Consider the following 19,000-nt stretch of genomic DNA (forward strand, 5'->3'; position numbering starts at 1 on the left):
CGGGTGGTTCCGGGCGATCGGCCGGACGTTTCACCCGGGCGTCCTGTCCGTCGTCCGGCCGGGCACGCGGGTGTGTCAGAGGCCACCAGTAACTTGTGGCGCGTGCTGCTGAAAGCAACACATTTCAGGGGCGAGCTCTGCCCCGATGGCCGACGACGACGTGATGGGGCGAGATGCTGCAGGAGCTGATGGACCGGGTGCGGGGCGGCGACGAGACGGCGCGAGGCGTGGCGGATGCGCTCGCACCGTTGTCGCTGCTCGGCACCGGTTCGTACGAGGACGCGGTGGGTTACGTGCTGCAGGGCACGACGCCGGAGATCTTGACGAGCCTGGCGTCCGCCAGCACGGGCGAGATCGACAAGCTCCTCGACGAGCCGGGCCGCTCGAGCTACTGGTCGAGCTGGGTCTCGCCCGACGAGGAGAAGAAGGTCGCCGCCCACCACAAGAACTGGACCAAGGAGAAGGGCCTCAACGGCCGCCGCCGCGTCTACGCGGTCGGCGCGATGCCGCAGGTCGTCCGCCTCGGCCGGGTGCTGGCGCAGATCACCGAGACCGTCGAGATCCCGGGCGTGCCCGAGTGGCTCTCCCTCCTGCTGCACGACATCGGCCACATCGGCACGCCGAAGCGCAGCCGGTCCGGCTCCGGCGACCAGGCGACGCGCACGCGCTGGACGCCGTCCACGTTCGAGGAGGCCGCGATCGAGGGCGGCGTCCCGGCAGAGGACGCCCCGCGCGTCGTCCTGGTGGGCATCGCGCACCGCTCCGCGAAGGGGCGCTCCTGGTACTCCGACGCCCGCGAGGGGATCCTGAAGTCCCTCGGGTTCGACGAGTACGTCGCCCGGCACGCCAGCCTGCTGGCCGACGTCGTCCACACGGTGGGCGCCGCCGGCAAGGAGGAGGTGCTCGACCGCATCGGCAAGCGCGTCTCCACGCAGGAGGCCGCGAGCGACGACTTCGCGCGGATCGTCGCGGCCCTCGCCGTCGACCCCGCCAAGGGTGTGCGCGCCGCCGCGCTCAAGTACCTCGCGAGCCTGCCCGACGACCAGCAGGTCGAGCTGCTCGCGCCGCACCTGGCCACGGCGCCGTCCGGCCGCCTCGCCGAGGCCGTGACCCGGCTCGCCGCCCTGGACGGCGGCATCGCCGCGTGCGAGGCGGCCCTCGTCCCGCTGCGCGACGAGAACGGCAAGATCGCCAACGGGCAGAGCGCCCGCGTCAAGCTGCTGGAGCAGACCGTCGAGCGCTCCCGCGCGCTGGAGACGCCCACCGAGGACGTCGTCATCGAGCTCCCGGAGTGGGCGCCGCTGCCCGACGTCGCGCTCGACGCCGCCTGGCTGGCCCAGCTCCGCGCCGACGTCGAGAAGGCGACCGTCGAGGCGCGCACGAACCTCGCCGAGATGAAGAAGCGCTCCTCGGGCAACGCCAAGGACTGGGCTCTGCGGTCCGCCCAGAGCAACCTCGACCGGCTGCAGAAGATCACCGACAAGGACCTCGACGCGCTGCCCGGACACCTGTCCGGCCAGACGCCGGTCAAGGGCAAGTACCACGCGTCGGCCCTGGTCCAGTGGCTCACCGAGCGCCGTCGTGACCCGTTCGCCGGGCAGGGCCTCATGCTCCACATCCGGCTCCAGGCGCTCTCGCACCGGGGCAACGGCAACAACAACCTGCTGTGGGCCCTGCGCGGCCACCTCGACGAGCTCACCGACCTGCGCCAGCTGCAGGACGCCCTGGAACGCGTGCAGATCAAGGAGCCCGAGGAGCTCATCACCGAGCTCGTGCTCAACCGCTGGTGGGGGCAGGAGGAGATCCCGACGACCGTGTCCTGGCCGTGGTTCGCCGAGCGGCCGCAGCTCCTGGAGCGCACGCTCCAGTCGGGCGAGGGCGGCAGCGACCGCGTCGGCAGGGCGCTCGACGTGCTGCGCCAGTTCCCCGTGGTGCCCCCGCTGCTGCTGCCCAACCTCACCGCGCTCGCGCTCGGCGCGGGCAAGACCCACCGCATCACCGCGCAGCACGTGCTCGAGGCCCACACCGGCGCCCGGCCCCTGGCCGAGCAGGCGCTCGCGGACACCAAGAGCGAGGTGCGGGCGTCGGCCGCGGCCTGGCTCGGCCGTATCGGCGACGCCGCGGCGGTCCCGGCCCTGCGCGCCGCCCTGAAGAAGGAGCGGCGCGAGGCGGCGCGGGCGGCGCTGCTCTCGGCGCTGGAGACGCTCGGCGACGACATCTCGGCCGACCTCGCGCCCGAGGTACTGCAGGCCGAGGCCGCCAAGGGGCTCAAGGCCAAGGTCCCGGCGAGCCTGGACTGGTTCCCGTTCGAGCAGCTGCCCGAGGTCCGGTGGGCTGCTGGTGCTGGCGGGGCGGGCGACGTCGTGCCCCGCGACGTCGTGCGCTGGTGGGCCGTGCTCGCGACCAAGCTGAAGTCGCCCAGCGGCGAGGGCCTGATCGCCCGGTACGTCGGGCTCCTGGACCCCGCCTCGCAGGCCGCGCTCGGCTCGTTCGTGCTGCGCGCCTGGGTCGCCCAGGACACGCGCAACCCCTCGGTCGAGCACTCCCGCGAGTACGCCGACCAGTACGCGCAGTCCCGGTGGGACGGCCTCCAGTCCGCGATCAAGCGCTACCCCGAGTACTACGCCGACCAGGCGGGCCAGACCGTCGAGGACTTCTGGAAGCGGCTCTACCGCGAGGACCAGGCCACCTACCTCGGGTCTGCCACGCAGGAGAAGGGCCTGCTCGCGCTGACCGTCGGGATGCCCGGGTCCGGGCTCGCGACCACGGCCCAGCACTACTTCACCGCGCACAAGGGCCGTCGCGCCCAGGCCGAGTACCTCATGCGGGCCCTGGCCGCCAACGGCGACCGCGCCGCGGTGCAGCAGCTGCTCGCGGTCTCGCGGCGCTTCAAGCAGCGCACCGTCCAGGAGACGGCCGGCATGCTGGCCCAGGACATCGCGGACCGCAACGGCTGGGACGGCGACCAGCTCGCCGACCGCACGGTGCAGACCGCCGGGTTCGACGACGACGGCATCCTGCGCCTCGACCTGGGCGGACCCGCCGCCGGGGACGAGGCCGAGGCACGGGTGGTCACCGGCCGCATCACCGAGGCGTTCACGCTCGAGCTGCGCAACCCCGCGGGCAAGGTCGTCAAGGCCCTGCCGGCCAAGCGCGCGTCGGACGACGACGAGGTGTACGCCGAGGCCAAGCGCCAGCTCAAGGAGTCGCGCGCCGAGCTGAAGGCCGTGGTGGCGCTCCAGACCCAGCGGTTCGCCGAGGCCATGGTCACCGGTCGCACCTGGACGTTCGCCGACTGGCGCGAGTTCGTGCTGGGCCACCCGCTGATGTCGCGCCTCGCCGCGCGCCTGGTGTGGGCCGCGGAGGTGCCTGGGGCTGGATCGGCTGCCGGGTCGGCTGCCGCGGGCGCCGGGTCGGGCGCGGGGACCGTGACGTTCCGGCCGGGCGACGGCGGTGCGCTGATCGGCGTCGACGACGAGGACGTGACCCTGCCGGACGACGCGCTCGTGTCGCTGGTGCACGCGGCCACCCTCGGGGACGACGAGGAGACCGGTACGCCCGCCTGGCGTGCTCACCTCGGTGACTACGAGATCACGCCGCTCTTCGACCAGGGCCTGGGCGCCGACGCCGCGGTCGACGGAGAGGACGCCGCCGGCGCGCTGCCCGACCTGCCGGACACCGCCACCCTGATCGACACCCGCCGGGGCTGGCTCAGCGACTCGTTCACGATCCGGGGGCGCGCCACGAAGCTCGGCTACTCGAGGTCGCAGGCCGAGGACGCCGGCTGGTTCTCCGCCTACCGCAAGGAGTACCCGACGCTCGACCTCACGGTCGAGATCGAGTTCACCGGCGCGTTCCTGCCCGAGGAGAACATCACCGCCGCCGTGGAGCACCTCGTGTTCCGCCGCACCGGCACCTGGGACGACCGGGGCCGGCTCGCGATCAAGGACGTGCCCAAGGTGCTGCTCGCGGTGTCCTACCGGGACTACGTGAACGTCGCCGAGGGCGGCGCGTTCGACGCGGACTGGGAGAAGAAGAGCCAGTACTGAGGCTCGGTGGTCCGGTGCCGGCTCCCCGCACGGAGCCGGCACCGGACCCGACAGGCGTGTCAGTGGCCCCCGCTACCCGCACGCCGACCGCAACGCCCTGACCTGGGCCGTTGCGTCATCACTCGCTGTGAGCACAGAAGGACGTCATGACCACCGAAACCACCCTCCCGGACACCACCGCGACGGCAGGAACGACTGCCGGAAACGACGAGATCCGCCCGCCCGCAGAGGTCCGCTACGCCGCCGAGCTGGCGACGCTGGCCGCCTGGGACTCCGAGCGCGGGCACGAGCTTCCTCCGGGCTGGCGGCTCAGCCCGCGGGCCGTGCGGGCGTTCGTCGTCGGCTCCGACGAGCTCGGCGTGAGCCGCAAGTTCTACGGCGACGACCCGCTGGTGGACCGCGCCGTCGTCTCCCTGATGGGGCGCCAGGGCCTGATGCTCGTGGGCGAGCCGGGCACGGCCAAGTCGATGCTGTCGGAGCTGCTGTCGGCGGCGGTGTCGGGCAGCTCGACCCTGACGGTGCAGGGCACCGCGGGCACCACCGAGGACCACGTGCGGTACTCCTGGAACTACGCGCTGCTCGTGTCCGAGGGGCCGAGCGAGCGGTCGCTGGTGCCGTCGCCGATCTGCACCGGCATGCGCGAGGGCCGCGTCGTGCGCTTCGAGGAGATCACGCGCTGCGCCCCGGAGATCCAGGACACGCTCGTATCGATCCTGTCGGAGAAGCAGCTCATGGTCCCCGAGCTCGGCCCCGACGCGCGGGTCGCGGCCCGACCGGGGTTCACCGTGATCGCGACCGCGAACCTGAAGGACCGCGGCGTCCACGAGATGTCGGCCGCCCTCAAGCGCCGGTTCAGCTTCGAGACCGTGGCCCCGGTGCGGGACCGGGCGTTCGAGATCGAGCTGGTGCAGCGTCAGCTCGCGGCCGAGCTCGGCCCTGAGGGCGACCGGCCCGAGGTCCCGCGCGACGTGCTCGAGGTGCTGGTCACCGTGTTCCAGGACCTGCGCACGGGCAGCACCCGCGAGGGCGCGCCGGTCAAGCGGCCGGAGACGGTCATGTCGACGGCCGAGGCCGTCAACGTCGCCGTCGCGGCGTCGCTGGAGGCCCGGTACCTGGGCGACGGCACCGTGACCGCGGCCGAGGTCGCGCGGCAGGTCGCCGGCGTTGCGCTCAAGGGCGAGGAGGAGGACGCGCGTCGGCTGCGGCACTACGTCGACAACGTGGTGCGCGAGCGCGCCCGGACCGACGCGCGCTGGAAGGCGTTCTTCACCGCGGCAGAGCCGCTGTGGCGGTGACGGGCGGGGGCGCGGCGGCGGGCGTCGGCGCGGCGCCGGACGGCGGAGCAGTGACGTACGGCGGAGCGGTGACGTACGGCGGAGCGGTGACGTACGGCGGAGCGGTGTCTGCTGGTGGGGCCGGTGCCGCACGCGCGGGCGCCGTCGGGGACCGCCGGCGCGCCGATGCCGTCTGGGAGGCGGCTCCTCAGCGCCTGCGTGCGGCCGCGGACGCCGTCGGCGGGCTGCGTGCCGACCGCGGCGTCTACTTCGCGCCGGTGCGGCACCACAGCCCGGCGTGCGCCGTGGCGGTGCGCGCCGCGATCGAGGAGCTGCGGCCGGCGGCCGTCCTCATCGAGGGGCCCGAGGAGTTCACGCGGCTCATCCCGGACCTGCTGCACGAGGCGACGCGACCGCCGATCGCGGTGCTGAGCCTCGGCGGCTCCGGGTCCGGTTCGTCGGCGGAGGACTCCGAGTCCGGCGGCGGCTCCGGCTTCTACCCGCTCGCCTCCTTCTCCCCGGAGTGGGTGGCCCTGCACGCGGGGCGCGACGTCGGCGCCGAGCTCCGGTTCATCGACCGGTCCTTCGGCGAGCGGTCGGCGGCGGAGCGCGCTGTGTCCGGGCGGGGTGGGCCGGGGCCGGGCGGGTCCGGTACTGGAGGGTCCGGACCCAACGGTGCTGGTCCGAACGGTGCTGGTCCGAACGGTGCTGGTCCGAATGGTGCTGGTCCGAACGGTGGCGGTTCGGGCGCCGGAGGGGCCGATGCCGAGCCCGATCCCTTCGCGCGCACGCTGATGTCCGAGCGGTACCTGGCGCACTCCGAGGCGGTCGCCGCGCTCGCGCGCCGGCTCGGGTGCCGGGACCACGACGAGGTCTGGGACCACCTGTTCGAGTCGCGGTCGAGCGCCGAGCTGGCCGACTGGCGGGCCGTCTTCGACGACGTCTTCGCGTGGGCGGCGCTCGCGCGTCTCGACTACGAGGAGGGCGTGCTCGCCGCCGACGGTTCCCTGGACCGAGAGGCGCGCATGGCCGCTCGCGTCGCCGAGGCCGCGGCCGAGGTTACGGCCGAGGTCGCGACCGAGGTCGCGGGCGCGGCGAGCGGGCCGGTGCTCGTGGTGACCGGCGCCTTCCACACGCTCGCGCTGGTGGAGGCGCTGTCCGGCGCGGCGGAGGGCGCCCCGGTGCGCGACCGCCAGCCGGAGGGCGGCTTCGGCCCGGTCGCGGAGGGCGAGGCGTGGCTCGTGCGGTACGACCACGAACGGCTCGACGGTCTCCGCGGATACGGCGCGGGCATGCCCTCGCCGGGCTACTACGAGCGCCTGCACGCGGCACACCTCCGGGAGCTCGCGGTCCGCGGTGTGTTCGTCGGTGGCGCGCTCGACGGTGGCGTGCGCGACGCCGCTGTCGTTGGCACGGCCGGCGGTGGTGATGTTGGCGCGGCCGGCGGCGCTGTCGTCGGCGCTGTCGGCGGTGCTGCCGGCAAGGCGCCCGGCCGGAAGGGCCGCAAGTCGGCGGCGGCACGTGCTGTGCCCGACTCCGTCCCCGGTGCCGCGACCGGTGCTGTTGCCGGCGTGACCAGCGCTGCCGTGGCCTCCGGACCGGTCGGCGCCCGCGCGCTCGCCGCCGAGATCCTGGTCGACGTCGCCCGCGGCGCCGTCGAACGGGGCCACGCGGTGAGCCTGCCGCAGGTCAGCGCCGCAGCCGAGTCGGCCACCCGGCTCGCGGACCTGCGCGAGCGGGCCTTCGCGGGTCGCACCGACCTGCTCGACGCGATGCGTTCGTGCTACGTGCAGGACGACGGCGGCGTCGGCGGGCCGGGTGAGCCCGAACGCCCGCTGGGACTGGCGATCGCGGAGGTGTTCGGCGGGCGGGCGCTCGGCGAGGTGCCGCCGGGTAGCGCGTCCCCGCCGCTCGTGCGCGACGTGCGCGAGCGGGTGCGCGCGGTTCGGCTCGTCGTCGACGACTCGCTCCCGCGCACGGCCCGCCTGGACGCGCGCCGCACGGCGTCGCATCGGGCCAAGCGTCAGGTGCTGGCCCTGCTCGACTTCGTCGGGGCCGGCTTCGGACAGCTCGTCTCGGGGCCCGACCACGTGGCCGGCCGAGGCCTCGGCCTGATCACGGAGGAGTGGCAGTACTGCTGGACGCCGCTCGTCGAGGCGCGTCTCGTGGAGATGGTGCACCTCGGCGCCACGCTGGAGGCCGTCGCCGTCGCCCGGCTGACCGAGGCGGAGGCACGACTGTCGGGCGCCGGAGCGGGGTCGGGCGCAGGGTCGGGGGCTGCCTCCGGAACGGGTTCGGCGACGGGGTCTGTGTCCGGTACCGGGTCCGCGTCGGTCGACGCTCTCGCCCGGCTCGTCGCGCAGGCGCTGGTGATCGGCATGGGCTCGCACCTGCCGCGGATCGTCTCCCTGCTGCGCGTCACCCTGGACACCGACCGCGACGTCGACTCCGTCGTCTCGGGCGCGCGCCGGCTGCTCGGCCTGTGGGAGGCGCGGGTCGAGCTGGGCGCCGAAGAGTACGCGGGCGAGCTGCTCGACCTCGTGAGCCAGGCGCTTGCCACGGCCGCCTACCTGGTCAACGACCTGGGCAAGGTGCGCGCCGAGGACGAGGACGCCGCGATCGGCACCCTGATCGGCCTGCGTTCCCTCCTGCGCGACGCGGCGGCGGCCGACGACACGTTGGCTGACGGCGTGCCGGCTGGCGGCGTACTGGCTGACAGCGCTGCGGCGAGCGGCGCTGTGGCAGGCAATCCAGTCGCTGATGATGCAGCCGTTGGCGATGCGACTGCCGACGGTGCAGCCGCCGACGGTGCAGCCGTTGGCAAGGCAGCCGCCGGCGCCGACTGGGCAACGGTCGGCGCGGTGAACCGCCTCGCCGTCGCACGCGAGCTGGCACGACTGCGCGACGACGAGAACACCGCCCCAGCGGTGGCCGGCGCCCTTCTCGCCCTTGGCTTCACGGACGGTGAGGTGGCCGACGACGTCCTGGTCACGCGGGTGCGTGGGGCCCTGGCCGCGGGCGCCGACCCAGGCGCCGCCGTGCGGTTCCTGGGCGGCGTCATGCGGGCGGCGCCGGACCTGATCCTGCACACCCCGGAGATGTTCGACGCCGTCGACGAAGCCTTGCGCACGCTGGAGGGCGGCGCGTTCCTGGCGGTGCTGCCCGACCTGCGGCGGGCCTTCACGTGGCTGCGCCCCACCGAGACGCACCGGCTGGCCAAGCGGGTCGCGGAGCGGACGGGAGCGCGGGTCGACCAGGTGGACGTGCGGGTCGCGCTGTCCGAGGAGGACCTCGTCACCGGCCTGGCCCTGGACCGCGAGCTGGCGGCGGTGCTGGAGCGGGACGGTCTGGCCCACTGGGTCGCCGGAACTGACGCCTCCGGAGCTGGCACCCCAGGAAGTGACGCCCCAGGAAGTGACGCCCCCGGAACTGACGCCGCTGCAACTGAAGCCGCCGCAACTGACATGGAGAGTGCCGTGGGCACCACCCCGGCAGGAGGAGAAGCATGAGCACGATCGATCGGACGCAGTCCGATCCGGTGGTGGACGCGTCAGCGACCCGCCCTGAGCCCGGCTCCCAGTCCGGCTCCGAGTCCGGTTCCGAGTTCGGTTCCGCCGTCGACCCCGGGTCCGGCAGCGGATCGGGTCCCGTATCCCCGACGTCCGCCTCCCCGACGTCCGCTTCCCCGACGTCGGTGTCGCCGCCAGCCGGGTTGGCAGCGGGACTGGCGGTATCGGACGACGAGGCCGCCCGTCGCTGGCGCCTGGTCCTGGGCCGGTACGCCGCCGACGAGCTGCAGGTGGGGCAGCAGGACCAGGGGCTGGAGCGGTCCCTGCGGTACCTGTACGACCGCGAGTACACGGCCCGCGGGCACCGCGTCGGCCGGGATGGACCAGGCGGCGAGGGCGGCGGGCGCAGCGGCGGCGGTGCGGGGCTGGGCGGTTCCCAGCCGCACGGCGTCGACGTCACCGCGCTCGGCTGGCTCAACGAGGCCGGCAGCCTGTTCCCGCGCGAGACCTTCGAGCGCATGCAGGTCGACGCCGTGAGCCGGTACGGCCTCACCGAGCTGCTGCAGGACGAGACCGCCCTCGAGACCCTCGAGCCGTCGCGCGAGCTCGCGGTCGCGATGCTGCAGGTGCGCGGCGCCCTGAACGACCAGGCCGCGACCGGCCTGCGCCGAATCATCCGCCGGGTCGTCGACGACGTCGTGAAGCGGCTACGGCCGCGGTTCACCACCGCGGTCAACGGCCGCATCGACCGGTCGCGCCGCTCGATGCACCGCGTCGCGCGGAACTTCGACTGGAAGCGCACCCTCCGCGCCAACCTCGGCCGGGTCGACGCGGACGGCCGGATGATGGTGCAGGACGTCCGCTTCTCCGCGCGGGCCAAGCGCACCCTGACCTGGGACGTCATCCTGCTGGTCGACCAGTCGGGATCGATGGCGCCCTCGCTGCTGTACTCCGCGGTGTGCGCGGGGATCCTGTCGGGCCTGCCCGGCATCAACGTGCAGCTCTACCTGTTCGACACCTCGGTGGTGGACATGTCGCACCTGGCCGCCGACCCCGTCGAGGTGCTGATGACCGCGCAGCTCGGCGGCGGCACCGACATCGCGCGCGCTGTGCGGCACGCCGAGCAGCAGGTCCGCAACCCGTCCCGGACCGTCGTGGCGCTGGTGAGCGACTTCTACGAGGGCGGATCGGTGTCCAGCCTGCTGACGACGGTGCGGCGGATGGCTTCCTCCGGCGTCACCATGCTCGGGCTCGCCGCCCTGGACGAGGCGGCGGAGCCCGTCTACGACCAGGGCACGGCCCGGCACCTGGCCGAGTGCGGCATGGAGGTCGCCGCCCTGACGCCCGAACGATTCGCCGAGTGGCTGGGGGAGGTGCTCTCGTGAGCGAGAAGCAGACCTACGCCTGGGCGGCGCCGTACGCCGGCCTGGACGATGACGCGCTCAAGGCGCTCGGCAACCCGGGCCTCCTGCGTCGCGCCCGCAAGGACACCGTGACCGAGGTGTCGCACGACGCCAAGGGCGCGGTCCTCGACGTGTCCGGGGTGACCGTCCGCGTGGACGGCCGCGGTCCCGCGGCGGTCTCGTGCGACTGCCCGACGGCGGGCGTGTGCCAGCACGTGCTGACCGCCTGCCTGTGGGCGGTCGGGGTCGCGCCCGAGGCGCCGCCCGTCGGTGCGGGGCAGTCTGGTGCGGCACAGACTGGTGCGGCGCCGTCTGGTGCGGGGCAGGCCGGTTCGACGTCGGTCGTGGCGCAGTCGGTGCCCAGGTCGGCGGGGGCGAGCGCGGAGCCCGGCGATTCGGGGGAGCCCGGCGTCGGTGCTCCCGGTGTTCCTGCCGCTCCCGGTGCCCCTGCTGCTCTCGGTGCACCGGGAGCTTCGGCCGGGTACGGATCGGTTGGTTCCGGAGCGACGGCCGCAGGTTCTGAGATGTCGGCGAAGCGCGGCCCGACCCCGGCAGTGCTCAAGCGCCGCCGGGAGGCGCTCGCGGAGGTGCGCGACGTCGTCGGACGGCTCATGTCGGGTGGCCTGTCCCACCTCGGCTCCGACGACGCCGAGTCGCTGACCGCGCTGGCCGGCCGGGTGCGGGTCGCCGGGTTCGACCAGGTCGCGCCCGAGCGGGTCGGCAACGTGCGGTTCCACAGCCTCGTCAAGGTCGCCGGAGGCATGGTCGCGGGCCTTGCCGGTCGCGACGACGCCGTCACCGAGTCCGACCTGCTCGACGTCCTCGCCGAGGTCTGGGCGATGTGCGAGGTGCTGGAGCGGGCGACGGACCCGGCCGCTGCCGGAACCGGTGCCGGCGGTGCTGGTGCCGGCAGTGCTGGTTCCGGCAGTGCTGGTGCCGGCGGTGGTGACGCTGGCGGTACTGGCGCCGGCCCGGTCGGCACCACCGCGTCCGGCAAGGGCAAGGGCAAGGGCAAGGACGCCGACGATGAGGCGGACATCGCGCGCTGGGTGCCGCTCGGGGCCCGGTGGTGGACCTCGCAGAGCGGTTCGCGCGGTCTGGCCTACCTGGGCTGGGACGCCGAAACCGAATCAGGTGCGCACTCCGTGCTCGACTCCGGCCAGGTGCGTCAGGCCGTGACGGGGCGCCCCTCGGGCACCGACCCGCGGTTCCAGCGCAGCTGGACCAGCCCGCTGTTGTGGAACAGGTCCCTGAGCACGCTGTGCGAGGGCGCGTTCGCCCTGACCAGGGTGCGCACCAAGCCGGACGGCAGCCTCGGCGCCGGCGGTACCCCGGTGCACCAGCGCCTGGAGGGCGACGGGTTCGACCTCGACGAGCTCCGCGTGATCGCGGAGCGCACCGGCGCGGGGGTACAGCCGCGCGACGTCGTCGGGTTCGGACGCCGTCCCGCCAACGTCCGGCTGGTGCTGGTGCGCGACGTCGGCGAGGTCGGCATCGACGAGGTGCGGCAGGAGCTGACGCTTTCTGTTGTCACCTCGGAGGGCGACGCCCGGTTGCTGCGACTGCCGGTCGCGGGCGAGCAGGCGGTCCAGACGCTGCTGTCGGTCCGGTCCAAGCTGGTCGCGGTGACGATCGAGCGCCGCGAGGAACGGGACGAGCCGGTCGGCCTCTTCGTGCGCGACAAGAAGGGGGCGATCAGGCTGGTCAGCCCTACGATCACCCCCGCGTGGTCGCTCGAGAGCAGCTACTGGGACTTCTGGCGCCGGCGGCTGCGAAAGCTCAAGGCTCAGGCGTCCTCGGCCAAGACGGTGCGTCCGGCGCCGGCCCCACCGGCCCCGGTGCGCCGCGTGACGTTGCTGCTGGGCGACGTCCTGCTGGCCGCTGCCGCGACAGGTCGGCCAGCGCTCACGACACGGCAGCGGTCCGACATCGAGCAGGCGCGCACCCTGGCCCGGGACCTTGGCCTCACGACCCTGGAGCGTACGGCCCAGGGTCTGCTGGCCGGCGACCTGACTCCGCCCGCGGTGCTGCACGCCGCGTTCGTGGTGGGCCGAGCGCGAGCGGTGGCAGACGTGGCGGGCTGATCCGGTGGGCCGGGCGGACGGGCCCGGCCCGCCTGGCCTGGCTCGGCCCGACCGGCCTGGTCCGGTGCGGCCGGCTCAGCTCGACTGGCCTGACCCGACCTGACCTGACCTGACCGGCCCGACCGGCCCGACCTGACCTGACCGGACAGGCCTGCCCGACTGGCTCGGCCGGTCCGGCCTGCCCGACTGGCTCGGCTGGCCCGGTCTGGCCCGGCCCTCATCGAACGGCCCTGACCGAACGGCCCTGACCGAGTGGTCCTGACCGAGTGGTCCTGACCGAACCGGACCAGCCCTACCGGCTCGCTCTAGCTTGGTCGGTGCTGGTCCGGCTCGACCGGCCGGTTCATGTTCGCCTCCCCGCCGCACCGCGCGGGGTACCTGTCGGTGTGAGCTCGCGCCCGTGCCGGTCGACGAGTGTCCAGCCGGAGTGGCGGGCGCCGTCCGGGTTCCCGGTCCACCGCATCGTGACGTTGGTTCGGTCGACCAGGTCGTGGTGGTGCCAGCACAGCAAGGCCGCGTTGCGCACGCTGGTCTCTCCGCCGTCGGCCCAGTGGCGTTCGGCGTGGTGGACCTCGCAGCGCGCTGGTGGCTGCGTGCAGTCGACGTAGACGCAATGTTTGTCGCGGGCGATCACGGCCCGGCGCATCTGCCCGGTGACCGTGCGCTGTGCCCGACCGACATCAAGCACCTGGCTGTCCGGCCCGAAGACCACCCGGCTCACCGCGGCGTCGCAGAGCAGACGCCGCAGGGTGCTCGTCGGCACGAGCGATGTGGAGATGCCGAATCTCGCGGGCGCCGCGGTGACGTCGGTCAGGCTCGGCGTGCCGTCGTTCCCCGGCAGGTCCTTGGGCCGGCGCCGGTCCGACGCGTAGTTACGGTCGACCCCGCGTCCGCCATCAGCCGCGCTGGCCCCGCTGTCGCTGTCGCTTCCACTGTCGCTTCCACTGTCCCCGCTAGCGCTGGTGCTGCTGCTGGGGCTCTCACCGTAACCGCCACCATCAATCGTCCGTGCGCCGAGGTCGCTGCCAGGCGCACCGGATCGACCGGTCAGGCGAGTGAGCTCCCTCCACGACACGGTCACGGTGACGTGCGGTCGTACGGCCCGCCTGTACCGGTGTGGCCGTTGTCGAGCTCGGTGCGGGCAAGGTCGGCAAGCGCCTGAGCACGTCGCTGCGTGGGGGTGCGGTCGTCGCCCGGCGTCGGGGTGCCCATCACCGAGTCCAACGCGGTGCGCAGGGCCTCACCATGCTCGTCGGTGAGAAATCCGTCGACGTGATAGCCGCCGAAGGTCTTGGCCACGTCGAGGTGCTCACGCTCCGAGGCCCGCTTGTACCCGCGCTCGTCGGACTCCGGGTCGGCGACGCGGGCGAACCGGTCCACCAGCCGGCGGAACACGAGCGGGCCATGCTGGTCGGCCAGATCCAGGAGCAGTTCCTCCCCGGTCGGCGCGTGAACCAGTGCCCCCGCGCCATCGCCAGCCGTGTCCCCATCAGCCGGCCCGGTCGGTTCGCCGGCGTCAGCCGGCCGAACCGTCGGTGCCGTCCGCAGTGGCTTTGGCGCCGTCGTCCACGGGGTCGCCCTCGCCGTGTCCACCGGGCGTCGCGTCGACCGGGCTCACCAGTGCCTTGCGCCTGTCGTCCGACGTCGGGCCGACGTCGACCATCGCCCGCACCTGGTCCATCCCGATCCGTCCGCTCAGGGCGGCGGCGAGCGTGGCCGGAAGGTGCTCGAGAAGCCGCTCACCGGTCAGCACGTCTCGGCTCGCCGTGCGCATGGTGACCTTCTCTCGGCGGGCGAGCCAGACCCGGAACGTCCGTGAACCGTCGAGCGCCCAGCTGCCGTCCGCCTCGATCCGTGGCAGCCAGGTCATCCGGAGCACCTCCAGCTGCGAGCACACCGCGCGCAGCAGGGGCGATGCCGCCGTCAGGCGGCTGGTGATCCCGGACGTCCCGCCCGGCAGGGTGTCGTCCAGCGCACCCGGGCCGGCGACGCCGACCAGCTCCCGTGTGAGTACCTGGAGGTCCGTGACGATCTCCTCGAGCGAGCGCGCCCCGGCGCTCGTCGTGCTCGGCTGTGCCAGCACCATCCGGTCACCCCCTCGATCCGACGCTCGGCCTGGTGCCGGCGACTCGACGAGGCTATCGAACAAAGGTGCTCATTTCTCGTGAGATTTGAGATCTGTGGATAACCCATCGCGGTGTGGCCCAACAGTCCTGGGACCGGACGCCATGGTGAGGAGCCCCCGACCTCCGAGTGTCAGTGGCGCACGGCAGACTGGTCCCCATGCACACGGTGGTCTCGCAGGACGGCGCGGATATCGGCCTACGGTCGGTGTCCGACACCGGCACGCCCGAGGGCGAGGCGCACGTCGTCGAGGCCTCCGGACTGACCCGCGAGGTGATGGCCGCCGAGTCGTCCCACGTCCGCTGGACCTGGGACGACACCAACGGCTGGTACCCGGCCCTCCTCGCGGAGGGCGTCCGGGTCGACCGCGCGCACGACCTGCGGCTCGCGCACGCCGTACTGCGCACCTCGGCGCTGTCGGCGCGCACGGCGCTCGCCGAGGCCGGGCCCACGGCCTGGGACCGCCTCGCCGCGGTTCCGCCCCCGGGCGGGCCGACGGCGGCCGCGCTGGTCCGGCCCGACCGCCACCCCGGCTCCGAACCGCTCTTCGACCTCGGCACGGTCAGCCCCGGTAGGGGCCCCAGCACAGCCGACGGCGCCGCATCCGGCCCCAGTGCATCCGGCCTTCGCCCGGGAAACCTCGGCCCGGGAAACCTCGGCCCGGCCAACCTCGGCCCGGCCAACCTCGGCACAGCCGGCATCGCCGCACCTGGCGTCGGCACAGACCCCGCCAACCCCCTCGACCCCCTGACCGAGCTCACCGCCCAGCTCCGCGCGATCAAGGACAGCACCGACCCCGGCCGGCTCCGGCTCCTGCTCGCGGCCGAGTCCGCGGGCGCGCTGGCCGCCGCCGAGATGCACCACGCCGGCCTGCCGTGGCGCGGCGACATCCACGACCAGATCCTCACCGAGGCGCTCGGCCCACGGCCACGACCGGGCGCGCGTCCGGCCAAGCTCGAGGCGCTGGCCAACCAGATCCGGAGCGCCCTGGACGCCCCGCCGACGCTCAACCCCGACTCCCATCCCGACCTGTTGCGGGCCATGGAGTACGCGGGCGTCGGCGCGCGCAGCCTGCGCAAGTGGGAGCTGGAGAAGCTCGACCACCCGGTCATCGCGCCGCTCCTGGAGTACAAGAGCCTCTACCGCCTCTACACGGCGAACGGCTGGAACTGGCTCGACACCTGGGCGCCCGACGGCCGCTTCCGCATGGAGTACGTCGTGGGCGGCGTGGTCACGGGCCGCTGGGCGAGCACGGGCGGCGGCGCGCTCCAGCTGCCGCACAACGTCCGGCGTGCGGTGGTCTCCGACCCGGGCTGGACCTTCGTCGTCGCCGACGCCGCCCAGCTCGAACCCCGCGTGCTGGCCGCCCTGGCACGCGACGAGCGCATGGCTGCCGCCGGTCGCTCCAAGGACGGGGCGAGCACCGACATGTACGCCGGGATCGTCGCGACCGGCGCCGTCGACTCCCGCGAGCACGCGAAGGTCGGCATGCTCGGCGCCATGTACGGGGGCACCACCGGCGTCAGCGCACAGGTGCTGCCCCGGCTCGCGCGAGCGTTCCCGCAGGCCATCGACCTGGTCGAGCGCGCGGCACGCGCGGGGGAGCGCGGCGAGGTGGTCACCACCCGCCTCGGTCGCAGCTCGCCCCGGCCGGGCGAGTCGTGGGCCGCGGTCCAGGGCTCCGCGTTCGACGAGGACGCTGGCGCCGACGCCCAGTCCCGTGCCCGCAGCCAGACCCGCTCCTGGGGCCGGTTCACCAGGAACTTCGTGGTCCAGGGCACCGCCGCGGAGTGGGCACTGTGCTGGATCGCCTCCATCCGCCGTCGGCTCTGGGCCCTGGGCGAGGACACGTCGGACGGTGCCAGACCCGGGCTCGCCCCTGCGCCGTTCGACCGCCGGCCGCACCTCGTGTTCTTCCTGCACGACGAGATCGTGGTGCATGCACCGGCGGCGCTCGCCGACGTCGTCGCGCAGGAGGTGCGGGCCGCCGCCGAAGAGGCCGGCCGGCTGCTGTTCGGCGACTTCCCGGTCGACTTCCCGCTCAGCGTCGCCGTGACGGAGAGCTACGCGGACGCCAAGGGCTGACGCTCGGCCGGGAACTACCCACCCAGTACCGCCTTCAGCGACGCCTCCAGGATGTCCACGCCCCCGTGCAGGTCGTCCTCGCTGATCGTCAGCGGCGGCGCGATCCGGAAGATCCCGCCCATCCCGGGCAGCTGAACGATGTTCATGTGCAGCCCCCGCTCCAGGCAGGCCGTCGTCACCGCGTTGCCCAGGGCGTCGGCGGGAGTCCTGCTCGCCTTGTCCTCGACGAGCTCGACGCCCTGCAGCAGGCCGCGCCCGCGGACGTCGCCGACCACCTCGTACCGGTCGCGCAGCTTGAGCAGCCGCCCGGTGAGCTGCTCGCCCAGCCGCGCCGCCCGCTCGACCAGGCCCTCGCGTTCGATCACGTCGAGCACGGTCAGCCCGACGGCCGCCGCCAGCGGGTCGGACACGTGCGTCGTGTAGAAGAGGAACCCGCGCTCGTGGCAGACCTGCTCGATCTCGGCGCTGGTCACGACGGCGGCCACCGGCAGCCCGGCGCCGAGCGTCTTCGACAGCGTCAGGATGTCGGGGGCCACGCCGTCGCGCTCGAACGCGTACATGGTGCCCGTGCGCCCGAGCCCCGTCTGCGCCTCGTCCAGGACGAGCAGCATCCCGCGCTCCTCGCACATCTCCTTCAGCCGCCGGAGGTAACCGGGCGGCAGGTCGATGATCCCCCCGGACGACAGGATCGGCTCGACGACGCACGCGGCGAGGCTGCCGGCGGACTGCTGGTCGACCAGGGCGAACCCGTAGTCGAGCTCGGCCGCCCAGTCGTAGGACCCGTCGGCCGCTCGGAACGGGGAGCGGTAGGCGTTCGGCGTCGGCAGGGCGAGGTTGCCGGGCGTCGGCGGGCCGTACCCGCGCCGTCCCGCGGAGAAGGTGGCGGACGCCGCGCCCTGGGTCATGCCGTGCCACGAGCGGTCGAACGAGACGATCTCGTACCGGCCCGTGTACAGCTTCGCCAGCTTGATCGCAGCCTCGTTCGACTCCGCGCCCGTGCTCAGCAGCAGCGCCTTGTCCAGGCCCGCGGGCAGCGTCGCCGTCAGCCGGTCGGCCAGCCCGAGGACCGGCGCGCTCAGCATGCCGCTGAACAGGTGGTCCAACGAAGCGACCGATGACGACACCGTCGCGACGATGTCCGGGTGCGCGTGCCCGAGGATCGAGCTCATCTGCCCGGACGTGAAGTCGAGGATCGGCGTGCCCTCGCTGTCGTACACGTACGAGCCCGCCGCGCGGTCGATCAGCCGTGGGCTGAAGCTGGGTCCGTAGCGGATCAGGAGGCGGTCCGCCTCGTCCAAGAACGTCGTGTCCGTCGCCATTTCTCCAGCCATCCCTCTAGCCATCCCTCTCGCCGTATCTCCCGGGAGCCCGAGCCGGATGCCATCCTCTGTCGCCCAGAAGCATCAGGACAAGCAAACAAAACCGGCGCACCGTTCGTGATCAACGTACGGTCGCGGCCGCGCCCGGCCGCCCTCCCGACCTACAGTCACCGCATGCTCAACCCCCGGCGGCTCGAGATCCTGCGCGCGGTCCTGGCGGCCGGGTCGGTCAACCAGGCGGCGCGGAACCTCAGCTACTCGCCCGCGACGATCAGCCAGCACATGACCGCGCTCGCGCGTGAGACCGGGCTGGTCCTGTTCGAGAAGCAGGGGCGCGGCATCGTCGCCACCGACGACGCGCGGCACCTCGCCGACCAGGCGCAGTCGCTCCTGGCCGACTTCGGCCGCCTCGAACGCGTGGTCGCCGACCTCCGTGCAGGTCACGGGCAGCATCTCGCGGTGGCGTGCTTCGCCTCGGCGGCCGAGCAGTGGATGCCCGCGGTCGTCCGGACGGTGCGCGAGCTCCAGCCCAACCTCACCGTCGAGATCAGCCTGAACGAGCCGGTGGACGGCCGCGGACGCCGCCTGCCGGACCTCGACGTCAGGACCGAGCCCGCGGGCGGCGCCGAGGTGCACCTCGACGGGTACCAGCGGCACGAGCTGACCGTCGAGGGCTTCGTGGCCGTGCTCCCGACCGCGCACCCGCTCGCGTCCGGCCCGGAGGTCAGTCTCCGCGACCTCGCCGACGAGCCCTGGATCGACTACGACATCTACGACAGCCCGATCGGGCAGATCGTGCTCGCCGCGTGCAGCGCCGCCGGGTTCGTCCCCCGGTACGCCGCCCGCCTGGACGACCACCGGGCCACGCTCCGCCTGGTGGCGGCGGGCGTCGGGGTGACGGTCCTGCCACGACTGGCCGTCACGGACCTGCCCGACGGCCTGGTCATCCGGCCCGTCGTCGGTCCCGCCGTGGCGCGCCGCATCGTGGTGCACGCCCGCCAGGACCGGCGCCGGGCGGCGCTCATCGGCCGTGCCGTGGCGCAGCTACGGGCGAGCGCCCGCGAGACCGAAGCCGCGTAGCGCGCCCGCCGTCCTACCGGACGGCGTCGCCCGCCCGGTAGGCCCGCCCGGCGGGCCCGCCCGACGTCGCCCC

11 protein-coding genes are annotated in these 19,000 nt (G+C 73.8%); 7 read left to right on the forward strand and 4 right to left on the reverse strand.

The window, feature by feature from the left end; genetic code table 11:
* Positions 1-173 precede the first annotated feature (173 nt).
* The 5 genes from H291_RS0106735 to H291_RS0106755 all read left to right on the forward strand — a co-directional run bounded on the left by H291_RS0106735 (position 174) and on the right by H291_RS0106755 (position 12,319).
* Positions 174-4,049: a DUF4132 domain-containing protein gene (locus H291_RS0106735; protein WP_020014216.1), complete on the forward strand. Its 3,876-nt coding sequence runs from the start codon at positions 174-176 to the stop codon at positions 4,047-4,049.
* A 146-nt stretch (positions 4,050-4,195) separates the two neighbouring features.
* Positions 4,196-5,344 carry an ATP-binding protein gene (locus H291_RS0106740; protein ID WP_020014217.1) on the forward strand — a complete coding sequence of 383 codons (1,149 nt, stop codon included), beginning with the start codon at positions 4,196-4,198 and terminating at the stop codon, positions 5,342-5,344.
* Positions 5,341-8,832, forward strand: coding sequence for a DUF5682 family protein (locus H291_RS32325; RefSeq protein ID WP_157236753.1), 3,492 nt, complete (start codon positions 5,341-5,343; stop codon positions 8,830-8,832). The genes H291_RS0106740 and H291_RS32325 overlap by 4 nt, the downstream gene beginning before the upstream one ends.
* Entirely contained in the window at positions 8,829-10,217 is a 1,389-nt protein-coding gene (locus tag H291_RS0106750) for a VWA domain-containing protein (protein WP_020014219.1), read from the forward strand. The genes H291_RS32325 and H291_RS0106750 overlap by 4 nt, the downstream gene beginning before the upstream one ends.
* On the forward strand, positions 10,214-12,319 hold the full coding sequence (locus tag H291_RS0106755; protein WP_026365483.1) for a hypothetical protein: 2,106 nt from the start codon (positions 10,214-10,216) through the stop codon (positions 12,317-12,319). The genes H291_RS0106750 and H291_RS0106755 overlap by 4 nt, the downstream gene beginning before the upstream one ends.
* Positions 12,320-12,662: 343 nt before the next feature.
* Here H291_RS0106755 and H291_RS34470 read toward each other — a convergent pair whose 3' ends face one another.
* The 3 genes from H291_RS34470 to H291_RS0106770 all read right to left on the reverse strand — a co-directional run bounded on the left by H291_RS34470 (position 12,663) and on the right by H291_RS0106770 (position 14,405).
* Positions 12,663-13,082 carry an HNH endonuclease signature motif containing protein gene (locus tag H291_RS34470; protein WP_232216000.1) on the reverse strand — a complete coding sequence of 140 codons (420 nt, stop codon included), beginning with the start codon at positions 13,080-13,082 and terminating at the stop codon, positions 12,663-12,665.
* Between the two features lie 314 nt (positions 13,083-13,396).
* Entirely contained in the window at positions 13,397-13,714 is a 318-nt protein-coding gene (locus H291_RS34105; RefSeq protein WP_026365484.1) for a DUF222 domain-containing protein, read from the reverse strand.
* Between the two features lie 121 nt (positions 13,715-13,835).
* Positions 13,836-14,405 (reverse strand): DUF222 domain-containing protein, encoded by a 570-nt coding sequence (locus tag H291_RS0106770; RefSeq protein WP_020014221.1) that lies wholly within the window; start codon positions 14,403-14,405, stop codon positions 13,836-13,838.
* Positions 14,406-14,602: 197 nt separating this feature from the next.
* On the opposite strand from H291_RS0106770, the gene H291_RS0106775 reads away from it, so the two are divergent.
* Complete coding sequence (locus H291_RS0106775) at positions 14,603-16,528, forward strand: bifunctional 3'-5' exonuclease/DNA polymerase (protein ID WP_020014222.1); 1,926 nt, start codon at positions 14,603-14,605, stop codon at positions 16,526-16,528.
* 14 nt (positions 16,529-16,542) lie between these two features.
* Here the strand turns inward: H291_RS0106775 and H291_RS0106780 are convergent, their stop codons facing one another.
* Positions 16,543-17,847 carry an aspartate aminotransferase family protein gene (locus H291_RS0106780; RefSeq protein WP_020014223.1) on the reverse strand — a complete coding sequence of 435 codons (1,305 nt, stop codon included), beginning with the start codon at positions 17,845-17,847 and terminating at the stop codon, positions 16,543-16,545.
* 174 nt (positions 17,848-18,021) lie between these two features.
* Here H291_RS0106780 and H291_RS0106785 point away from each other — a divergent pair, with 174 nt between their 5' ends.
* A complete protein-coding gene (locus tag H291_RS0106785) occupies positions 18,022-18,927 on the forward strand; it encodes a LysR family transcriptional regulator (protein ID WP_033326272.1) in 906 nt (301 codons plus the stop codon).
* Positions 18,928-19,000: the final 73 nt, after the last annotated feature.

The organism is Promicromonospora sukumoe 327MFSha3.1, from assembly GCF_000385135.1.
GTDB classification, from domain to species: Bacteria; Actinomycetota; Actinomycetes; order Actinomycetales; family Cellulomonadaceae; genus Promicromonospora; species Promicromonospora sukumoe_B.